17 protein-coding genes are annotated in these 15,602 nt (G+C 49.9%); 11 read left to right on the top strand and 6 right to left on the bottom strand.

The window, feature by feature from the left end:
- Window positions 1-6: 6 nt before the first annotated feature.
- The 7 genes from MKZ24_RS21240 to MKZ24_RS21210 all read left to right on the top strand — a co-directional run bounded on the left by MKZ24_RS21240 (window position 7) and on the right by MKZ24_RS21210 (window position 6,740).
- Window positions 7-1,404, top strand: coding sequence for a M56 family metallopeptidase (locus MKZ24_RS21240; RefSeq protein WP_340786131.1), 1,398 nt, complete (start codon window positions 7-9; stop codon window positions 1,402-1,404).
- 154 nt (window positions 1,405-1,558) lie between these two features.
- Entirely contained in the window at window positions 1,559-1,939 is a 381-nt protein-coding gene (locus tag MKZ24_RS21235; RefSeq protein WP_340786129.1) for a class I SAM-dependent methyltransferase, read from the top strand.
- 237 nt (window positions 1,940-2,176) lie between these two features.
- The gene (locus MKZ24_RS21230; RefSeq protein WP_340786127.1) at window positions 2,177-3,415 is read left to right on the top strand and encodes an FprA family A-type flavoprotein; all 1,239 of its coding nucleotides are present in this window, start codon (window positions 2,177-2,179) and stop codon (window positions 3,413-3,415) included.
- A 16-nt stretch (window positions 3,416-3,431) separates the two neighbouring features.
- Window positions 3,432-4,646, top strand: a complete 1,215-nt coding sequence (locus MKZ24_RS21225; RefSeq protein ID WP_340786125.1) for an NAD(P)/FAD-dependent oxidoreductase — start codon at window positions 3,432-3,434, stop codon at window positions 4,644-4,646.
- Window positions 4,647-4,673: 27 nt separating this feature from the next.
- Window positions 4,674-4,856, top strand: coding sequence for a rubredoxin (gene rd / locus MKZ24_RS21220; RefSeq protein ID WP_340786124.1), 183 nt, complete (start codon window positions 4,674-4,676; stop codon window positions 4,854-4,856).
- 40 nt (window positions 4,857-4,896) lie between these two features.
- A complete protein-coding gene (locus MKZ24_RS21215; RefSeq protein ID WP_340786121.1) occupies window positions 4,897-5,607 on the top strand; it encodes a Crp/Fnr family transcriptional regulator in 711 nt (236 codons plus the stop codon).
- A 221-nt stretch (window positions 5,608-5,828) separates the two neighbouring features.
- A complete protein-coding gene (locus MKZ24_RS21210) occupies window positions 5,829-6,740 on the top strand; it encodes a glycerophosphodiester phosphodiesterase family protein (protein ID WP_340786118.1) in 912 nt (303 codons plus the stop codon).
- A gap of 130 nt (window positions 6,741-6,870) precedes the next feature.
- On the opposite strand, the gene MKZ24_RS21205 is transcribed toward MKZ24_RS21210, so the two are convergent.
- Both MKZ24_RS21205 and MKZ24_RS21200 read right to left on the bottom strand, forming a co-directional pair.
- Window positions 6,871-8,049 carry a serine hydrolase domain-containing protein gene (locus tag MKZ24_RS21205; protein ID WP_340786116.1) on the bottom strand — a complete coding sequence of 393 codons (1,179 nt, stop codon included), beginning with the start codon at window positions 8,047-8,049 and terminating at the stop codon, window positions 6,871-6,873.
- 147 nt (window positions 8,050-8,196) lie between these two features.
- On the bottom strand, window positions 8,197-9,159 hold the full coding sequence (locus MKZ24_RS21200; RefSeq protein ID WP_340786113.1) for a helix-turn-helix transcriptional regulator: 963 nt from the start codon (window positions 9,157-9,159) through the stop codon (window positions 8,197-8,199).
- Window positions 9,160-9,259: 100 nt separating this feature from the next.
- Here MKZ24_RS21200 and MKZ24_RS21195 point away from each other — a divergent pair, with 100 nt between their 5' ends.
- From MKZ24_RS21195 to MKZ24_RS21185, 3 genes are all read left to right on the top strand, one after another.
- Entirely contained in the window at window positions 9,260-9,739 is a 480-nt protein-coding gene (locus tag MKZ24_RS21195) for a GyrI-like domain-containing protein (RefSeq protein ID WP_340786111.1), read from the top strand.
- Between the two features lie 24 nt (window positions 9,740-9,763).
- Entirely contained in the window at window positions 9,764-10,228 is a 465-nt protein-coding gene (locus MKZ24_RS21190) for a phage tail protein (RefSeq protein WP_340786109.1), read from the top strand.
- A gap of 117 nt (window positions 10,229-10,345) precedes the next feature.
- The gene (locus MKZ24_RS21185; RefSeq protein WP_340786106.1) at window positions 10,346-10,837 is read left to right on the top strand and encodes a pyridoxamine 5'-phosphate oxidase family protein; all 492 of its coding nucleotides are present in this window, start codon (window positions 10,346-10,348) and stop codon (window positions 10,835-10,837) included.
- 128 nt (window positions 10,838-10,965) lie between these two features.
- Here MKZ24_RS21185 and MKZ24_RS21180 read toward each other — a convergent pair whose 3' ends face one another.
- Both MKZ24_RS21180 and MKZ24_RS21175 read right to left on the bottom strand, forming a co-directional pair.
- On the bottom strand, window positions 10,966-11,232 hold the full coding sequence (locus MKZ24_RS21180; RefSeq protein ID WP_340786104.1) for a hypothetical protein: 267 nt from the start codon (window positions 11,230-11,232) through the stop codon (window positions 10,966-10,968).
- Between the two features lie 219 nt (window positions 11,233-11,451).
- Window positions 11,452-12,045 (bottom strand): TetR/AcrR family transcriptional regulator, encoded by a 594-nt coding sequence (locus MKZ24_RS21175; protein WP_336100400.1) that lies wholly within the window; start codon window positions 12,043-12,045, stop codon window positions 11,452-11,454.
- 218 nt (window positions 12,046-12,263) lie between these two features.
- On the opposite strand from MKZ24_RS21175, the gene MKZ24_RS21170 reads away from it, so the two are divergent.
- Window positions 12,264-13,373, top strand: coding sequence for an NADH:flavin oxidoreductase (locus MKZ24_RS21170; RefSeq protein ID WP_042236476.1), 1,110 nt, complete (start codon window positions 12,264-12,266; stop codon window positions 13,371-13,373).
- 116 nt (window positions 13,374-13,489) lie between these two features.
- Here the strand turns inward: MKZ24_RS21170 and MKZ24_RS21165 are convergent, their stop codons facing one another.
- Both MKZ24_RS21165 and MKZ24_RS21160 read right to left on the bottom strand, forming a co-directional pair.
- Complete coding sequence (locus MKZ24_RS21165; protein WP_340786093.1) at window positions 13,490-14,716, bottom strand: MFS transporter; 1,227 nt, start codon at window positions 14,714-14,716, stop codon at window positions 13,490-13,492.
- A gap of 42 nt (window positions 14,717-14,758) precedes the next feature.
- Window positions 14,759-15,553, bottom strand: a complete 795-nt coding sequence (locus MKZ24_RS21160; RefSeq protein WP_042236480.1) for a TrmB family transcriptional regulator — start codon at window positions 15,551-15,553, stop codon at window positions 14,759-14,761.
- Between the last annotated feature and the right edge of the window lie 49 nt (window positions 15,554-15,602).

Below are 15,602 nucleotides of genomic sequence, written 5' to 3'. Positions count from 1 at the left end.
ATGATAATGAACACCATACTTGAAATTCTGTTCTCCCTGACTGTTGCCGGAAGTATAGTTTCTGCCAGTATTCATGCTTTGGGCTGGTTATCTACCGAGCTTTTTCCTGCAAAATGGCGTTACGGACTCATTAAGCTGGCAGTGGCATTGTATTTGTTCCCTATAGCCCTTATATTTCCGTGGTTATCACAGCTAAGCGCATCACGCATAGCAACAAGTGTACAGGATTCACAGCCGGCCAAGTTTGCCGGGTTCTTATCTGAGCCGTTCCGGCCTGCTGTGATCCTCTCAGCCCCTGCTGCCTATATAATCTTGGGCATTTGGGCAGCAGGGGGGATCAGTTATGCCGCCTGGCAATTATACGGTTACCGCAGATTTATGATAAAACTCGAACGTACGCGTACCCTTGCACCGGCGGATAGTGAGACTGCTATCCTGCTGAGGAGCATCAAGGAGAAGCTTGGCCTGAAAAGTAACGTTGGGCTTGTGTACAGTCCCATAGCACGCAGTCCCTTTCTTACCGGTCTATGGAAACCCTATATTTATCTGCCGGCAGAGAATGGTGCAAGCCTGGACATGGACATGGTGCTCCGCCATGAATTGATTCATCTGAAGCGGAGGGACCTGTGGATCAAGGCCTTAATGCTGGGAGTCAGTGCTCTGCACTGGTTCAATCCGCTGGTTCACTCGGTTCGTAAAGAGCTTCATACCTGGAGCGAGCTGACCTGTGATCAAGAGGTTGTAGAGGAGATGTCCCATGCCGAGCGGAAGCGCTATGGCGTGACCCTTTTGAACGTAATGGCCGGCTCAAAAGGTCTACCCGAACAGTTCTATGCCCCGTTGTCCGGTGACGGCAAACAATTAAAAAGGAGATTAACTCATATGCTTAATGCGAAGAAGCTGAAAAAGCAAACTATTTTCTTATCCGTAACAGCAGTATTATTAATCGCAGGAATCAGTACCTCAGCTGCAGCATGGGCTTCGAAGATCACGCCGCAGGTAGTAGCCGGTTCAGAGCATTATCCTTCTGAAGCCGAGGAATTTGCGGGAGCTGGCGGAAGCTTAATCCAACCGGATACAGCATCCAGCACAGTGGCTTCCGAAAGTGCCTCGGCAGCGGCCCAGGAAGAGGGAACCTCACAGCCTGCCCCGGAAGCAGTTACTGTCCCCGCTGAAAGCTACACCGTAGCCGCGCAGGAAGAACCAGTAGCACAGCCTGCCCCGGAACTTGTTCCTGTTCCCGCTGAAAGTGTCACCGCGCCAGCTCAGGAAGGGTCAGTTCCACAGCCGGTTCCGGAAGTTGTGCCAGGTCCCGCTGACAATGTCCTCGCGCCAGCTCAGGAAGGGTCAGTTCCACAGCCGGTTCCGGCGGAATTGGCAGCTGTTACTGCGGCACAGAAATAGCCTGATAGAAGATCGTTATATTTAACTGCCCTACGGCAGTGTACGGCCTGTTGAGAACTCTCAACAGGCTCTTTTTATAACATACTATTTCTGCGATAACTATTATAATGTAATTTCGTAAGAGCACAATCTGAGAGAAACTTGAGGTGAACCAATGGACAGAATAGCCAATATCAGATCCGAAGAAAAGAAATATCATGATGACTGTTACGATACATACGACTTATTCAAGCCAGGGTCCTGGCTTCACAGGCCCGTTAAGACGGTGATCAGCCTTTTAGAGGAATATAAGGAGCGGGAATACTTAAGTGTACTGGATTTAGGATCAGGGATTGGCCGTAACAGCATGCCTATCGCTGAATCTTTGAAATATAGGGATGGTACGGCAAGAATGTTCGAGCTGCTGGACCAGCAGTATGCCGGCTGGAAAGTTGAGCAACGCTTCGTAAAACTGCTGGAATATGAAATCAGCAGAAAGGGTGAACCTGTCAGGCTGACTTCGGATTGTATAACGTTTGTTGCTAAGAAGAGCTGATCTCATGGGGATCGGCTTTTTATTTTGACCGCTGACAGACAAGAGTAATTTCATTATTTCTGTCCAACTGTGACCCTACGCACCATCCTTTCTGTTCATTCGGCTAAATTAAAAGTATACCGTTAAGCTGTTTCATAAACTTCCGGAATTTGATTTGAATCCTCCTTTTTGTGTGGCAGCCGTAATAGAATGAGGTTGCTGATAAGGATTATCAATCAAACATTGGAGGTTCACAATATGAGTACACAATTCAAACAAATCGCCGGGGATACTTACTGGGTAGGCAAAATAGATAACCGTCAGGTTCCGTTCCACCGCCTGATTCTGGCTAAAGGAACAACCTATAATTCCTATCTGTTAAAAACGGGCAAGCCGACCGTGATTGATACAGTAGATATGGAGTTCGGCCGTGAATATGCCGAGTGTCTCGCCGGAATGATTGACCTCATGGATATTCATTACATCGTAATTAACCATACGGAGCCCGACCATTCCGGCGGCTTGGCAGCCCTTGCATCCCAGGCTCTAAACGCCACGATCGTGTGCACCGAAATCGCTGTGCCGGAACTGCAGGAAATGTATAAGCTGCACAGCCGGAACTTCCTGGTCGTTAAAGATGGCGATACGCTGGATATCGGCGGGAAAACCCTGCTGTTCAAAGAAACGCCGTACCTTCATACTGCCGAGACGATGATCACGTATTGTATCGAGGATCAGATCCTGTTCCCCTGCGATATCTTCAGTACACATGTAGCTGTGGAGAATCTGTTCAGTGATGAAGCTGGATTTGATATCACCGAAGATTACAAGGGGTATTATGCCGCCATTATTCATCCGCACAGAAGATATGTAAGAACACTGCTGGAAGCGGTCAAGGATCTGGATATCCGCATGATTGCCCCATCCCATGGATTCCTGATCCGGGAGGATATTCGTAAATTCATTGATCTGTACGCCACGATGAGCCGCGAAACGACTCAGGGTAAAAAAGCAGTCATCGTATATACCACCATCAAGAACAGCACGAAGAAAATGGCCAAAATCATCCAGGATTGCCTGCAGGAGAATAATATCGGAACAGAAGTCTGGGATGCGGATAAAAGCAGCACTGCGGATATTCTGAATAGCATTGCTTCTGCAGACGCGGTCTTTATCGGCAGCTCTACTAAATATGCGGACATGATCGGGAACCTGGAGGATGTGCTGAAGGAGCTGCAGCATATGAATCTGGAAGGCAAGCTTGCGGCATCCTTTGGCTCGTACGGCTGGAGCGGAGAAGCCATCGAGGTCATACAGGACTATTTGAACGGAACGAATATGACCGTGCAAAGCACTTCGGAGGTCATCAAAACCACCGGCATGACACATGTTGAGTTCCCAGTAAGAGTAAGATTCTCCCCTAAAGAGCCAGAGAAGGTCCAGAAAATTAAAAATGCGGCTGAATTTGTATCGGATCTGCTGCTGAGCTCAATCTAGGGAGGAGGAACAACTCATGACAAAGCATTATGTAATCGTCGGCGGCGGCGTCTCCGCCGTCCATGCGGCCAAAGCAATACGCGATCAGGACGCGGAAGCGGAAATTTCGATTCTCGGAGAGGAAAGCGGGCTTCCGTATAACCGGATTAAGCTGACCAAAGGCCTGTTCACCGACCTGCACAGCGAGAAAGTACTGATCAAGAAAGAGAAATGGTATCGTGATAACCGTATAAACGTCAAGACCTCAACCCGGATCACCTCGATCCAGCCGGATTGCCGGATGGTAGAGACAGAGGACGGTCAGCGTGTGGAATATTACAAGCTGCTGTTGTGTATGGGCGCGAGGAACCGTGCACTCTCTATTGAAGGTGCCGGACTTCAGAATGTCCATACTATCAGAGACATGCACGACGCGGACCGGTTAAAAGATAGTCTGCAGAATGGCAGCCGCATAGCGGTAATTGGCGGAGGCGTGCAGGGCATCGAGACGGCTTGGGCCTTGTTCGAAGGAGGTTACGAGGTAACCGTGATCGAAGCAGCCCCGTCCCTGATGGGCAGACAGCTGGACGGGCACTCCTCCAGCCTGCTTAAGGAGACTCTGGAACAATCCGGAGTGAAGGTGATCTTGCAAGCAGGGGTAAACTCTATTACGGGTACAGACTATGTTACCGGGATTACGCTGGAAGATGGTTCTAACTTCCCGTGTGACCATGTTGTATACTCTATCGGAATTGTCCCTAACACGGCGATTGTAAGCGGGTCGGCTATTCAAGTCCGGAACGGCATTATTGTAAACGAACAATTGCAAACCAGTGATCCGAACATCTTTGCTGCCGGTGATGTTGCTGAAATTAACGGGCATGTTGAAGGACTATGGGGCGGCGCAATAGAACAGGGAAGGATTGCCGGCAGCAACATGGCTGACAGTCTGACCGTTTACCGCAGGGCGGTTCCGGTTACTTTGTTTAATGCTTTTGGGATCTCTCTGTTCTCTATTGGCAACACAGATGAACGGCAATGCGATGTGGCGGTCAGCGGAGAAGAGAATGGCGCCTATACGCGGATCTATGTGAAAGATAATACAATTACCGGTGCGTTATCCTGGCAAGGAGCCGCTGCCTCCCTGACCTATAAGTCGGCTGTTGAACAGGGGATCAGCCTGACCGGAATTCATCTTGCCGGCAATAACATAGAAGCCATTATGGCTGAAGTACAATCCCGATTGAACTAAAAAACAACCTATTAGGAGCTGAGAAGAATGAAGAAATACATCTGTACACCCTGCGGCTATATCTATGACCCGGCAATAGGCGATCCTGATGAGGACGTAACCGCCGGCACCGCGTTTGAAGATTTGCCTGAAGACTGGGTATGTCCGGTCTGCGGAGAGGATACAAGTCATTTCGTAGCGGTTGAAGATAAGAAATCTGTTACTCATTAGAGTAAGCAGCTTCTAAATACTACATTTCAGGGGGAAAGGTATGAAAGAGCACTCCTGCCAGCACGCCGCAGAACCTTGTACACGCAAGGTGCCGATTTTTGCTGCATTGACGGACGATGATCTCACCAGAATTAGCGCTATGATTAAGCACCGCAAATATACTAAAGGCCAGCCGTTAATTCTCGAGGGGGCGCCGTCAGATACGCTGTACATTATTCAACAGGGGCATGTGAAGCTATCCAAGATGACTCCTGAAGGCAAGGAACAAATCCTGCACATACTGACGAATGGGGATTTCTTCGGGGAGCTCAGTATTTTTAACAGTGATGAGCTTAGCAATTTTAACGCATATGCCTTGAAAGACACTAATATTTGTATGCTTACCCGGAAGGATATGGAGCAGTTAATGACAGAGAATCCGGATATCTCTCTACGGCTGCTGAAGAGTGTAACCAAAAGACTCGCCCACACGGAGAATCTGGCGCAGAGCCTGGCGACCAAAGATCCGGAGATCCGGATTGCCTGCATGATCATGGAACTCAGTGACAAATACGGCAAGCGGCAAGGTAGCCGCATTCATATTGATCTTCCGCTGTCCCGCGAAGAGCTGGCTAGTTATGTCGGGGTGACCCGCGAGACCATTAGCAGGAAGTTCTCCAGGTTTGAAGATTCGGGTCTAATCAAGCTGATTGGTAACAAGCAGCTGGTGCTCATGGATCCGGCCGGTGTGGAGAAGTATATGGGAAGTTGAATCATACTAAAAGCGGCATTTCTACCATTAGATAATGGGGAGATGCCGCTTTTGAATACCCGGTATCAGTTAGAGTTAATTCAAGAGCGCCCGGCCTGGTAGGAACATATTATAGAAGCATCCGGAGAAGCGTTAATTAAAAATGTGGATTTCAATCACCCTAACTGTTAATATAATAATATTTGCAAAAGTAAAGGTTACAGGAAAATGAGGACGACGGAATGAAGAAGATTGTCAGCCATAAAGCTTATTTTATCGGAATGCATGTACTAATATGTATACTCTTATTTACAACACTGTACGCTTCCTTCCCGACCATCCGGGTTAAAGTGAAAGAAATCATTGATCCGGCGGAAAAAGTATATACGATCGCCCACCGTGGTGCGTCCGGATATGCTCCGGAGAACACGATACCGGCCTTCGAGCTGGCGCGTGAAATGGATTCCGACTCGATTGAGCTGGATATCCACCTGACCAAGGATCAGATACCTGTTGTTATCCACGATGATACAGTCAACCGCACGACCAATAGCAAAGGGTATGTAAGGAACATGACGTTGGAGCAGATCAAACAGCTGGATGCCGGGTCGTGGTTCAATAAGGCGTATCCGATGTTTGCCAGAGAAATATATGTAGGGACCACCATCCCCACACTTGATGAGGTATTCGAAACCTTTGGCAAAGAGATCAGCTATGTCCTTGAAATCAAGGAATCAACGCCGAAGATTAATATTGAAGTCCTCTTGAATGAATACATTAAGAAATATGATCTGGAAAAAGTAGTGGCCATACACTCCTTCAGCGCAGCCAGTCTGCGGAAGTTCCATTCCATCAACCCGGATATCCCGTTGTACCAGCTTGTATGGAATGATTATTCCTCGGTAAGACTTACCGAAGCTTATCTGGCGGATGTGAAGTCCTATGCTGTTGGTATCAGCCCGAATTTCCAGGGGACCAGCGCGTCCTATGTGGCGCAGATAAAGCGGGCGGGACTTAAGGTCATGCCTTATACCATTAATTATCAGCTCAATATGGATAAAGCCTATTCCTGGGGTGTGGATGGAGTCTATACGAATTTTCCTGACCGTTTCCATGAAGTCATTGAGACGAACAGGAAAAACGCAAACTGGTAACTTAGCAGAGCGTTTGGAGAAAGCGTAGAGAAAATGCGGATTTATTTCATAGCACAGGGTCCAATTCTAGTTCTTTACGAAGGACAAGAGTTGGACCCTGTATGTATATTCGACAAGAAGAGCAGGTTACTTACAACGAACTAAACACAATATTACGCAGCTTGCGAGTAACTGGCAGTGTGCCGGCATCTTTTTTCTGGATCATGAACAGGAAGGTCAGGCCGTCCTGCGGACTGTTGGTGAAATAAGCTCCCAGCCAGCCATCCCAGCCATATTCACCCTGGCCGCCGATCACTCCGGCTTTTCCGGTGTCTTTCAGGATACGCATCTGGTTGCCATAGCTATACCCCTGCAGGGAATGCCAGGTATCGAAGCCTTTTTGCTGCCAATCGCTTAGAACAGCTGTAGTCATATATTGAACGGTTCTAGGCTTGAGCAGCTGAACGCCGTTCAAGCTGCCCTGGTTCATCAGCATGGTGGTGAACTTGGCGGCATCGTCAATCGTAGAGACTAGGCCCGCTCCGCCTGACTCGTAGGCCGGTTCCCGATCCATGTGATGATAGATACCCAGATGGCTCTCCGCATACAGCTTCAAGCCGCCTTCGCCGTCCTCCTGGTAGACTCTGGCCAGGCGGTTTCTTTTGTCTTCAGGCAGCCAGAAGCCGGTATCCTGCATTTGCAGCGGGCTGAATATTTCCTTCTGCAAAAATTCGCCGTACCGCATCCCGCTAACCGCTTCCACAATGGCTCCCAGAACATCCGCCGATGTCCCGTACTGCCAGAACGATCCCGGTTCGAACGAAAGCGGGCCTTCACCCAGACGGGTGGCGAATTCCATGGTGCTCATCCGGTTATCGCCGTGCAAGCGGCTGTCCAGCTCCTGGAATAAAGCCTCCGTATGCAGAGCGGCTTGGTCTGATCCGCCTCCGTATACCAGACCCGAGGTCATATTCAGCAGATCATGAATGACAACCTCCCGGCTGACAGGCACCAGTTCTCCGTTCTTTTCGACCAGCTGGTTCTTGAACCCTGGAATATAACGGCTTACCGGATCGAACAAATCGATCTCTCCGCGCTCTAGCAGCAGCATGATAGCGGCGGATGTAACCGGTTTCGTCATGGAGTATAAACGGAAGATCGAATCCCGGGCGATAGGACGTCCCGCTTCGACATCGGCTAAGCCGTCTTCGTGATAGAACACCTCGCGGCCGTCCTTGATGACCATCAGGTTCGCACCTGCGATTTCCTGGTTACCGATACTGGCTCGCAATGTTTTTTTCAATAGGCTGGTTGTGTTTGAATTTAGCATGATTTCTAAAGTCTCCTTTACCGGATAAGTTCCCTGCTGCCAAATCAGATATTGTCATTACACTACTTGAAAATATTAAACTCTTTTGGACAGGTTGTATAGAGTCCATAGTAATCTGAATATCCGGTACACTTAGTGGCACACTGATTATAGGCATAATAAACGCAGTCTCTCTTTTAACCCTTCCCAGATTTCCTCCGGCGCTTCCTTAAGTCTGATATCCCCGCCCAGGAAAAGCAGCCAGTTTATGATTTCCGCCAGTTCGTCGGGCATATCCGCATGGATATACGTCTTGAGAATGGCTGTGCTCTGGTAAGGATTCGTATAGGAGAGCGATACCTTCAGTGGATGATATTTTTTGAATTGGGCAATCGCCTTGGGGCCGAGTTCAAGAACGAGGTTGACTTCTTCTTCCTGACTGCTCAGTTTTTCCAGAATCTTTTTCCTGCTTAATCTTTTTTTATCCGGATTTAGGACAACATCGGTGACTTGGTCAACAGGAATAATCCGCTTCCTTTCATCGTTTAAGTCGAAGGCCTCAATCAGCCAAAAGCTTTTCTCACGATAGAGGCGTAAGAGATAAACGGGATAAACCTGGAGGAGCTTCGCTTCTTCGCTGGTAATCAGCAAATAGCGGTCAACCAGGAGGATCTGGATCAGCTTCTCAAGCATGGGGTGGGGGAGATCAGACAGATCAAGCAGGTCAGGATTGTTCGGGTTGGTCCCTTCAAACAGCAGGATTTGATTCAGAAGAAACAGGTCCTCCTGCTGGTTCTCCGAGACGAGTCCGAGTAATTTTTCCGTTAGAGACTGACGGCTCTTGAGATAAGGGAGCTGCCCGTTTCTTGTGGCCATGAAGGCAATGAACAGGGCTTTGAGCTCATTATCTGTAAATCGGACCACGGGAAGGACAGAATTGCGCATCACAGAATACCCGCCATCCCGTCCAACTTCAGCGACAAGCGGCATCCCTAGCGCCTCGATTTCCCGGATATCCCGAATCGCAGTCGAACGGGAGATGTTAAATTCCTGCATGATTTCAGTAATGGTAAAGTGGGCACGGTTGTTGATATATCGCATGATGACATTAACCCGTTCAACTTTTTTCATCGCGACTCCTAAACAGTTTCATTTTATGACATGATTTAAGGCTATCATATACATATCAAGACAGGAAGACAAATTTCAACTACAAAGGATGGTTGCGATCATGGCAAATTACACGTTAGAAGAAAAAGACAGCTTCATCGTCATAGGTCTGGGCACGGAGCTTAAGAGCGATTACACGGACTATGCCGGTATTAACAAAGAAAAGTCAGACTTCTGGCAGGCCGTCAGTGTAGATGGAAGGCTCGATAAGTTGAAGGCGATGGCCGTGAACGAATATATTTTTGCCGTGAGTGAAGCGGTGAACAACAAAATGATGTATTATGCGGGTGTCATGACCGAATCAGCTGCGCCGGAAGAGGCCAGAGTTATCCAGTTTCCTAAGGGTAAATACCTGGTGGTTAGAGGGGAAGCGGCAACGGCTGAAGAACTGAATAATAAGCTCGCCGGAGTTGCTTTTGGTCAAGCTCTGCCGGAAGCGAAGGATGTCGCCTATGTGGGCGGGCCCAATACATCGGTTGAGATGGGGCAGCAGGACGGACAGGTTGTAGGTGAAATGTGGATTCCTGTTGTAAGTAAATAACGGGTTAGCCGAGGAGGAAGTGCAATGTCTTATATCGTTAATTTCAAAGAGGTGTCTACGGCTGGTTTGGAGTCGTCACCTGTAGTGGATGCCCTTGCAGGATTGCGTGCGAATGAAGCGCGTTACTTCATGAATAAATACAAGCATGAGTTCACGGTTGTTCCGGCCAGCGAAAGCCAGGAGACTCTGGATTATGTGAATGGAATTCTGAAAAAAGAACGTGATCTTGAATTTTCGGCCAAGCCTTTGGAGACCTCGCGGTTTCAGGTAGAGAATATCCGGTTTGCTTACGTCTTTTATGAGGACGGACTGGCGCTTAACGTGATGTATACCGTGGATGATCCCAAGAAGCGGGCTGTCGGATTCAAGCTCTCTGAGGGCATGGAGATTCCCAAAGAGCTGGAGACAAAGTTCAAATTCGCCAGACAGAAGTCTAAGCTGGCCGGAACGATCAGGGGCTCGTTCTTCGTCATCAAAGGCGAATACTGAACCTGGTGGTGAAGCTGTGACTGAACCGTTAGAGATAGGTTTCCGCCTAATCGGGTTAATAATAGATACGCATTTGGATATCCTATTCCATAACCCGGAAGAAACGAGGCGATAAGCATGTCGACATTGGATAAAAATCATCAGGAGGCTGTCGAGACGGTCAGAGACCTTATCAAAGGTATAGATACAGCGATGTTCACGACGATCTCACCCGAAGGCCTGGTATCCCGTCCCATGAAAACGCAGGAGGTTGAGTTTGACGGAGACCTGTGGTTCCTGACGAAGAAGGATACCAGCAAGTTCGATGAGATCCTGCATGATTCGAGGGTTAACGTTGTGTACGCAGACAAATCCTATGTCTCCATCCGCGGAACCGCGAAGATCGTGGAGGACCTGGAGAAGAAGAAGGAATTCTGGAGTGCAGGCTATAACACGTTCCTGAAGACCACCTATGATGACCCGAACGTGATCCTGATTCAGGTTCATGCCGAAGCTGCTGAATACTGGAAGAGCGGTAATCTGGCGGAGATGGCGACTTATATGTTCAAACGAATCACCAATCAGGATACAGAGAAGTCGGATCTGAACAAGACGGTTGAATTAGAATAGTTGTTTTGATAAAAGATGCCCCGCGGCGCTGGAGGATTCCGGCGCGCGGGGCATCTTTTTGCTGATCCATTATAATGTGAGGTCGGGGGGGAGGCTTCGGTTGCTCAAACCAATCGTTTGAATCGCTCTCACTGAGCGCCTTTTGTCAGAACAATGACAATTTCATCTTCTCCATCTGCATCTAAATCAATGACCGATATTTGAGGATAGAAGGAGGGGTTCGTTACATTGATCCAATTGAATGTTTTCGTTTCTCCATTTATTACAACATCTAATGACGAAAATATGTCTTTTTGTGCTTTTTCGTGAACACCATAAAATAGCAATTTTCTTATCTGAAGTCTCGGATAGTAGTGTATTGGGAATTGGTGTAGCTGGTGTTGACGCATTTCCATCAATCTTTTCCGGACTTGAAGACTGATTATTTGCCCCACATCCGGATAACAAACGTAAATCAAGATGATCTATCTACCGTGTGCGCGACAACCTTCACCATTCAGCGCTTATGTATCTCGATATTGTCCCACAACGTTGGCTCAATATAAACAGCGGCAGCCCTGGACACGATTTTCACGTCCGAGGCTACCGCTGATTTTACACCTGGGCAAGTCTGATTAGGAAACTTGCGGATTGAACATGGGGAATCCGCCCGTGATCAGCGGCATGACCCGCTCCGCAAGTTCGGAGGGAGACTCCGCTCTTCCTTCCACATTCCATCGGTAGGTTACGCCGTATAAGGACCAGCTTAGCAGGGTGGCCGCAGTGGCAAGCGGCTTCGAATCTGCAGCTGAGTCTGATTCGCTAATAAGCTGCAGGATAAGCTTCTCAAGATGCAGCTTGATATTCTCCTCAAGCAGGAGAGCGACAGAATCATATCTTTTGAAGCAGCGGTGGCTGGTTTCATGATAGTTACATAAGGCTACGATTAGCTCCTGAAGGGTCTTTTCGGTCAACGGTCCCGTTGCATCGACTTTATGGAGGACCATATTCGTAAAGGCGTCTAACAAAAAGGCTTCGAACAGCGCATATTTATCCTGGAAATGTGCATAAAAGGTGGTCCGGTTAATAGTGGCAGCTTTGGTAATATCGCCGACGGTAATCGAGTTGAAGTCCATGATATTCAATTGTCGGATGAAGGCATCCAGAATTAATTGACGGGTCCGAATCACCCGCGGGTCGTTAGGATTGGGGGGGAGTATGCCAGCCATCCAAGGAACACCCCTTTCAGTAGTGAGTAGAATCCCTTTATTATAATCACCTTATTGACAGACAACAAATAGGATCTGCCAATACGACAGTTTTTCCGGCTTCTAGCTTAAGCAACAACTTGGGCAGATTGTTGGTTGATGGGGGGGCTGGAGCTTGTTACTATTGCATTCATACCCCGCTTTGAGAATAATCATATAGTCTAGAGGAGGCGTTAACCATGGCTAAACAGCAGGAGCAAATTCATTCACTGGAGACCTTATTTGAACCTTATACGGTTCAACAATTAAATATACCCAACCGGATCGTAATGTCACCAATGGCGCGTGCTTTTGCACCTGAGGGTATTCCAGGGGAGGATATGGCAGCGTATTACCGCCGCCGCGCTGAGAATGGGGTGGGGCTGATCATCACCGTTGGTATGATTGACCATCCGGCGGCGAGCAGTGATCCGGGACTCGCTAATCTGTTTGGCGAAGCCGCTCTGAGCGGCTGGCGTGAAGTCGTCAGACAGGTTCATGAGGCCGGCGGGATTATTTTTCCCCAATTGTCACATATGGGAATGATTCGTCCAATGGGTTCCCAGCCTTACCCGGATGCACCATCGATCGGGCCATCAGGTCTCGATATGCAAGGAAACAAGATTAGCGAGCCGATGACAGAAGAAGAGATTTCCGGCGTCATTCAGGCTTATGCCGATGCAGCAGTGAATGCGCAGCAGGCTGGCTTCGACGGGATAGAGCTTTCCGGCGGTCACGGCTTATTGATTGACCAATTCTTCTGGGAACAAACCAATCAGCGGACGGACCGCTATGGCGGCGATTTCCTGAAGCGCACCACATTCGCAGCCGAAGTTGTCGCTGCCGTCCGCGCTGCAGTCGGACCGGATTATCCGATTTCCATCCGGTTATCCCAGTGGAAAATGACTGATTACACGGCGAAGCTAGTAGATACACCGGAGCAGCTGAAGCAATTCCTGGATGTGCTGGTACAGACCGGCGTAGATATTTTCCATATCTCGACCCGCCGGTTCTGGGACCCTGAATTCGCGGGCTCGGAGCTGGGTCTCGCCGGATGGGTGAAGAAGCTCACCGGGAAGACAACGATTGCTGTTGGTTCCGTAGGCATGGACAATGATCCCGCTGAAGGCGGGGAAGCGGATCATCAAGGGATGGATGAACTGCTGAAGCGGCTGGACAATCAGGAGTTCGATCTGGTAGCCGTAGGACGCGCGCTGCTGGGTGATCCGGCATGGGCAAAGAAAATCCGCGAGGGCAGGGTGGAGGAGATTCAAGCCTTTACTCCTGAGGCGGCTGCCCAACTGTATTGAAGCATAGAGAGTGTTTATAGGTACACAAATAAGGCTGCCCATTGGCAGCCTTAACTTTTTTATTTAGACCATTATTTTTATCTACAGGGTGAATAATTTCCAAGAACCGTTCTCTATTAACCTTTCTCCGCCATATAGGTCTTCTGCGTCCGGAGGACCGGGAAGAGCCAATACATCCACATCACGGTAATGACGAGTGTACCAAGCCCGCCAATAACTGTCGCTGGTACGGCACCGACCAGACCGGCCATCGTACCGGACTCGAATTCGCCCAGCTGGTTCGAGGTGCCGATGAACAGGGAGTTGACGGCGTTGACCCGGCCCTGCATCTCTTGCGGTGTGTTGACCTGAACCAGCGTGGAACGGATTACAACGCTTACGACGTCGGAGGCTCCGATGAGGAACAGCGCGAAGAGCGAGAGCCAGAAGCTGCGGGACATCCCGAACAGAATCGTCGCCAAGGCGAATACAACGAGGGAGGCGAACAATGTCTTGCCGATTGCTTTCTCCACCGAATATCGGGTTAGAATCAGCGAGACAAGGATCGCCCCGACCGCTGGTGCAGAACGCAGCAGACCAAGACCGAGTGAGCCGGTCTTCAGGATATCCTCGGCGAAGATCGGAAGCAAGGCAGTCGCACCGCCAAGCAGCACAGCGAACAGGTCTAGCGAGATAGTGCCAAGAATGATTTTGCGGGCAAAGACAAACTTCAGGCCGCTAAGGAACGTGTCCATATTGACGGCGTCCAGCTTCTTCACGAAGTGAACGGTCTTGACGAAGAAGATGAGCACGGTCGAGATCAGCAGCGCTGCAAGTGAGGCGATGTAGGCAGCGGCAGTCCCCCAAACGACAAGCACTCCTCCAAGTGACGGGCCGACGATCATCGCGGTCTGCATTGCGGAGGCAGACCAGGCTGCGGCCTTCGGCAGCTGTTCCCGGTCCACGATGTCCGGCACAAGCGCAGCAGAGGCTGGGCCTTCGAAGGTACGGCAGGCGCCGAGAATGGCGGCGGCGACCAGCAGATGAAGCGAGCCCAGCCAGCCCTGCACACTGCCGAGAACAAGCAGCAGGACAACTACGCTCTCCATCAGCTGGCAGAGATAGACGATGGTCCGGCGGTCGTACCGGTCAGCGGTCTGTCCGGCCGGCAGTGTCAGCAGGAGCATCGGCAGGAATTGCGCCAGGCCGACAAGACCCAGCTGGAAGGCGCTGTCAGTCAGCGCGTACATCTGCCAGCCAATAGCGACAGACAGCATCTGAAAAGCGCTGGTCGAGAATATCCGTGCGATCCACAGGCGCAGGTACGAGCGGTTATGTAGTACGGACGAGCCTTTTGAATTCAAAACATGTCATCCTTTCTAATTCACAGGTATACATTAAACTCATTACATGCCGGAGTTCTTCGCATGCATCTCGGGATGCTCCCGCCGGATCAGTGCATAATCCTTCCCGTACCGGTCCTCCAGCTCCCCGGCAAAATCTTTCTCGATCCGCATCATCACAACATCGTGGAAGTACGAGGTCTGCAGTACATTCAGCACCGCCGGGTGGTTGCTCTCCAGCGCCGATACCGGCGCGTGCCGGCTGAAGCTGCCGAGCAGCGCCGTTTCCTTATCCAGCAGCATGGAGAAATTGCGTGACCGATGCGGTCCCCCCGGCGGCACACTATGTACGATGACATGTTCAAGCTCCGTCGGCATTTCACCGATAACCATCAGATGAACGGCGGTACCCCGGTGCTCGGCTGAGAGCAGCGATTCCTCGACCCAGTGCAGATCCTCTGCCCAAAGATCGACCAGAATCTCCTCCCTGGCATTGGCGGCGAGGCGGCGGATCGCCAGATCTACCTGCTGATCTCCTTTCCAGTTACTGAAGAAGGGCGGCGTATCCGGCAGGGTAGTCAGCTCACTCTCCAGTAGGCGTGCAGTTCGTTCGAACTCCGATTGCAGCAGCTTAACAACCTGTCCGATTGGAATCGCCGCGAAGGTAATCGGATCACCTTCCTCAGCACGACAGACACCTTTCTCTACAAGGCCGCGCAGCGCAGCATAGACATTCGAACGTGAAACTGACACCTGCTTAGAGACTTCGTAGCCGGAAGAAGGGGGCTGACCGTGCAGCGCCAGATAACAGCGGGCTTCGAGATCGGACAATCCGAGTTTCCGTAGAGCATCAATCATAGGGGGCCTCCTTTGGATTCAATGATTTTCCAGGAACATTAGAAGTATT

The organism is Paenibacillus sp. FSL R7-0297 (genome assembly GCF_038009025.1).
Classification (GTDB): Bacteria; Bacillota; Bacilli; order Paenibacillales; family Paenibacillaceae; genus Paenibacillus_AQ.
The sequence above is the reverse complement of the archived record's forward strand: the minus strand, read 5'-3'. Positions and strand labels throughout refer to the sequence as shown.

Coding starts and splice junctions, on each gene's coding strand:
- MKZ24_RS21160 (WP_042236480.1), bottom strand. CDS start 15,553: ATGATTGATGCTCTACGGAAACTCGGATTGTCCGATCTCGAAGCCCGC.
- MKZ24_RS21225 (WP_340786125.1), top strand. CDS start 3,432: ATGACAAAGCATTATGTAATCGTCGGCGGCGGCGTCTCCGCCGTCCAT.
- MKZ24_RS21235 (WP_340786129.1), top strand. CDS start 1,559: ATGGACAGAATAGCCAATATCAGATCCGAAGAAAAGAAATATCATGAT.
- MKZ24_RS21240 (WP_340786131.1), top strand. CDS start 7: ATGAACACCATACTTGAAATTCTGTTCTCCCTGACTGTTGCCGGAAGT.
- MKZ24_RS21175 (WP_336100400.1), bottom strand. CDS start 12,045: ATGGCTGGCATACTCCCCCCCAATCCTAACGACCCGCGGGTGATTCGG.
- MKZ24_RS21230 (WP_340786127.1), top strand. CDS start 2,177: ATGAGTACACAATTCAAACAAATCGCCGGGGATACTTACTGGGTAGGC.
- MKZ24_RS21215 (WP_340786121.1), top strand. CDS start 4,897: ATGAAAGAGCACTCCTGCCAGCACGCCGCAGAACCTTGTACACGCAAG.
- MKZ24_RS21170 (WP_042236476.1), top strand. CDS start 12,264: ATGGCTAAACAGCAGGAGCAAATTCATTCACTGGAGACCTTATTTGAA.
- MKZ24_RS21185 (WP_340786106.1), top strand. CDS start 10,346: ATGTCGACATTGGATAAAAATCATCAGGAGGCTGTCGAGACGGTCAGA.
- MKZ24_RS21180 (WP_340786104.1), bottom strand. CDS start 11,232: ATGGAAATGCGTCAACACCAGCTACACCAATTCCCAATACACTACTAT.
- MKZ24_RS21205 (WP_340786116.1), bottom strand. CDS start 8,049: ATGCTAAATTCAAACACAACCAGCCTATTGAAAAAAACATTGCGAGCC.
- MKZ24_RS21210 (WP_340786118.1), top strand. CDS start 5,829: ATGAAGAAGATTGTCAGCCATAAAGCTTATTTTATCGGAATGCATGTA.
- MKZ24_RS21190 (WP_340786109.1), top strand. CDS start 9,764: ATGTCTTATATCGTTAATTTCAAAGAGGTGTCTACGGCTGGTTTGGAG.
- rd (WP_340786124.1), top strand. CDS start 4,674: ATGAAGAAATACATCTGTACACCCTGCGGCTATATCTATGACCCGGCA.
- MKZ24_RS21200 (WP_340786113.1), bottom strand. CDS start 9,159: ATGAAAAAAGTTGAACGGGTTAATGTCATCATGCGATATATCAACAAC.
- MKZ24_RS21195 (WP_340786111.1), top strand. CDS start 9,260: ATGGCAAATTACACGTTAGAAGAAAAAGACAGCTTCATCGTCATAGGT.